At 56.1% G+C, this 4,118-nt stretch carries 1 protein-coding gene and 1 CRISPR repeat array; the gene reads right to left on the bottom strand.

Annotated elements, in window-relative coordinates; genetic code table 11:
- Window positions 1–31: 31 nt before the first annotated feature.
- Window positions 32–2,748: a CRISPR direct-repeat array (repeat unit 30 nt; unit sequence GTTTGGAGCCTACCTATGAGGAATTGGAAC).
- Window positions 2,749–2,881: 133 nt separating this feature from the next.
- Window positions 2,882–3,940 (bottom strand): bis-aminopropyl spermidine synthase family protein, encoded by a 1,059-nt coding sequence (locus IEX61_RS11920; protein ID WP_188818213.1) that lies wholly within the window; start codon window positions 3,938–3,940, stop codon window positions 2,882–2,884.
- Between the last annotated feature and the right edge of the window lie 178 nt (window positions 3,941–4,118).

The following is a 4,118-nucleotide window of genomic DNA, read 5'->3' on the forward strand; positions in this document are numbered from 1 at the left end:
GCTGCGCGAAACGGGCGATGGACCTTGGGGAGTTTGGAGCCTACCTATGAGGAATTGGAACCGTTCACGCGGCATCCCCGCGCGAAGCGCGTACGAGAGTTTGGAGCCTACCTATGAGGAATTGGAACGGTAGACGTTAGCCCCTTTGGGCAGGTCGGTTTGGCTAGTTTGGAGCCTACCTATGAGGAATTGGAACCCGGTGATTCGTACTGGTACATGCCGCAGGAGGCCGGTTTGGAGCCTACCTATGAGGAATTGGAACACCTGTCGGCGCTGTCGGGGTTCGAGCACGAGAGCTGTTTGGAGCCTACCTATGAGGAATTGGAACTACACTCGCAACGATACCATTTCAACCCCCTTCCCGAGTTTGGAGCCTACCTATGAGGAATTGGAACTCCCCTTTCCAAAAAGTCTTAGCGACGCCGGGGATCGTTTGGAGCCTACCTATGAGGAATTGGAACCCGCCGGGTGGTCATCGGTAATCACCACCGGATACGTGTTTGGAGCCTACCTATGAGGAATTGGAACGCAGCCTCCGGGAGGGCGAAAACCTCCCGGAGCAAAGGTTTGGAGCCTACCTATGAGGAATTGGAACCGGCAAGGAAGCCAGCAACTATACGAAAAGCCAATTAAGTTTGGAGCCTACCTATGAGGAATTGGAACTTGGACAAGGACTCGAACCGTGGGAAGTGGCGCGCCGTGTTTGGAGCCTACCTATGAGGAATTGGAACCCGTTCCCACCACTTGCGGTACTTAGCTCGCTTTTTCGTTTGGAGCCTACCTATGAGGAATTGGAACATCGGGCACAGAGATGGTTCTACACAGCGAAAGCTAGTTTGGAGCCTACCTATGAGGAATTGGAACCCGATCCGAAGGCGGTGGTGGGCAAGAGCGTCAAAGGTTTGGAGCCTACCTATGAGGAATTGGAACAGGTCGAGGAGCTTCCGCCGAGCGAGCGCGGAGCCGGCGTTTGGAGCCTACCTATGAGGAATTGGAACATCGGGCACAGAGATGGTTCTACACAGCGAAAGCTAGTTTGGAGCCTACCTATGAGGAATTGGAACGCCGGTGAACAGGTGGCCGGCGAAATGGCCCGCGTCGAGTTTGGAGCCTACCTATGAGGAATTGGAACTCGTTGGAAGCGGCGTACCGCAATGATACGCCCTTCCGTTTGGAGCCTACCTATGAGGAATTGGAACTTGGCCGTAAGCCGCTCGCCCCGTTCAAAACGCTGGCGTTTGGAGCCTACCTATGAGGAATTGGAACTTGGTATCCGTTCCCTGTTCTCAACCAAGACATTTCCCGGTTTGGAGCCTACCTATGAGGAATTGGAACGGATCTACCTCGAACCTCATGTAGTCGACCGTTTTAGTTTGGAGCCTACCTATGAGGAATTGGAACACCGCTTGCACTGCTTCTTCGACGGTGGCGTAGGTGCGTTTGGAGCCTACCTATGAGGAATTGGAACGGCCTCACCAATGAAGTGAAGCGGGCCGCTGCCGGTATGTTTGGAGCCTACCTATGAGGAATTGGAACCTGACCGGCGCGAATACGGTGTTTTTGTATCTGCTCAGTTTGGAGCCTACCTATGAGGAATTGGAACCCCTCTCGCCCGCTACGAGGCGGAGGGCGGCGAGTATGGTTTGGAGCCTACCTATGAGGAATTGGAACCCTCCGGGGCTGTGAACACCACGCACATCGCCGACAAGTTTGGAGCCTACCTATGAGGAATTGGAACCCAAGGTCGACGGAATCGCTCTCCACCACATGGCCCACCCGTTTGGAGCCTACCTATGAGGAATTGGAACCAGAGATTCTTGGCGTCCCTGTTGGCCGAGTATATGGTTTGGAGCCTACCTATGAGGAATTGGAACAACCGCATTGGCGCGCGCATCAGTGAGCTGCACACCGGTTTGGAGCCTACCTATGAGGAATTGGAACTCGGCGCTAGCCTTGGCGGACTTGGCCGCCGACCACGTTTGGAGCCTACCTATGAGGAATTGGAACCGCTTGTACGGGGGCAGGAACGTGCGCTCGAATGTGTGTTTGGAGCCTACCTATGAGGAATTGGAACAGCTATGGCCGGTTGATGGCCGTTTGATGACCGTATCGTTTGGAGCCTACCTATGAGGAATTGGAACCCGACGAGATCGAGGAGGCGAAGCAGGTGGCTGCCTCGTTTGGAGCCTACCTATGAGGAATTGGAACCCTCTAGCTCGATTTCAATCCGCGGGTTTTTCCTGTCGTTTGGAGCCTACCTATGAGGAATTGGAACCCCAAATCCGAACAAAGGCGCGTCAGGTGCGGCGTGAGGTTTGGAGCCTACCTATGAGGAATTGGAACCAAAGCCCGCCCCCAGCTTGTAGCGGTCGTCCGTGTTGTTTGGAGCCTACCTATGAGGAATTGGAACTTGTAACGAATAACAAAGACCCTGAAAAGAGAGGAAGTTTGGAGCCTACCTATGAGGAATTGGAACTGTACGTGCCGCAGGAATTTTCTCTTTCCAATTTTCTGGGTTTGGAGCCTACCTATGAGGAATTGGAACCCTTCGATGGCCGGCATTCTGACGAATTTGGCATCTACGTTTGGAGCCTACCTATGAGGAATTGGAACCTGAACTGGGGGAGCGGGTGAGCCACGAGGCAATACGGTTTGGAGCCTACCTATGAGGAATTGGGACCCCGCGGATCACGCGCACGATCTCCGCGCATATGCCTCGTTTGGAGCCTACCTACGAGGAATTCAAATCGTGTAAGGTACCGTCTAACTTACAGAGTGAATAGACATCTGGTTTGGCTGTGCGTTGCTAAAATAGAACGACCGCCCCCAAAGGCGTTTGATTCGCCTTCAGGGGCGGTCTTTTTGTGGATGTTGGCGTTGGTTACGGGCGCCGCAGCGTGACGCACGCCTCGTCGTCATAGTAGAGGTCGGTTCCGAGCTCGAGGCGGCCAGTGTAGAGAGGCTTCGGCGCTTCGGTCAGCTCCAGCCGGTAGACCGTGCTGATGTAGAAGGGCACATCAGGTTCGCCGACAGGAACGGGCGCCATCTTGGCCACCGGGTAGCCCTGGGCCACAATGTTCTCCAGCTGGTAGTCCTGGAAGGCGCCGAGCATGTCCGTAATGGCGAAGCCCATGTCAAGCAGGCCGCGCTGGATGTCACGCCACTTCTTCCACGAGGATTCGAGGTACGAGAGGCCGAAATACCCGGCCGAACCGGGACCCCGCAACGCTTCGGTGCAACGGCTCAAGAAGAGGAAGATGCCGCGCAGCGTTTCCACCGGGTCGGTGAAGAACACGTCGAACTGGCCGCGCAGGGTTTCCGGAAGCGGATCCTGCACGTCGTAGATTTCGGCGTGGACGTTGTCCCAACCCCGGTCCCGGGCCACGTCGCGGATAAACCCGACGATGCGCTCGTCCACGTCTAGAACGAAGATGCGCCGCGGCAAGCCCGAGAGCGCGGCCGCGATGCCCGTGAGGTCGTCGTCACCGAGCAGCAGCAGGTCGCGGCCCGCCAGATCCCCCCGCTGGGCCATCAAGGCCAGCCGCAGGACGGTGGTCTCGGGCGTCACGTACCCCTGGTCAAAGTCGGGCGTTGCTTTCGGCCGCATGGCCACGATTTCCTGGAAGGCTTCCAGGACGCGATCGAAAGGCGGCCGCAAGATGATGCCACGTCCCGCGCAGGTCTCGCAGCGCTGGTCAGCGACCCGATCCAGCCCGAGGGCTTCGGCCTGCCGACGTCCCGCCTCGGTGAGCACGAAGCGGTTGCCGTCGTAGGTTACCAGCTCGTTTTTCAAGAGCCCTTGCAAGGATTCCAGAATATGATGGGTCTGGGCGTGACCTTCCCGCATAAGCTCCCAGTAGGATTTGGAACCCCCGTACAGTGCACGAAGCAGCAGCGCATCGATCCGACGGGCTTCCACAGAAATACCGGATGTCGACATAGGTACCGCTCCTTTCCTCTAAAGAGTAGAAACGGACCTTGCTCCCGTTTCCCCCGATTCGCTCGGAGGAATTGCCAAATAGATATTATACCTCTTCTTGTGTATTCGGTCAATGAACCGCAATCGCTCAGCTAAAATCTAACCGAAGGGAGACTGGATCACTCACATCGAAATCTTA

Source organism: Calditerricola satsumensis (assembly GCF_014646935.1).
Lineage (GTDB): Bacteria > Bacillota > Bacilli > Calditerricolales > Calditerricolaceae > Calditerricola > Calditerricola satsumensis.

Excerpts from the sequence above, each read along its gene's own strand:
- IEX61_RS11920 (WP_188818213.1), bottom strand. The coding sequence starts at position 3,940 with ATGTCGACATCCGGTATTTCTGTGGAAGCCCGTCGGATCGATGCGCTG.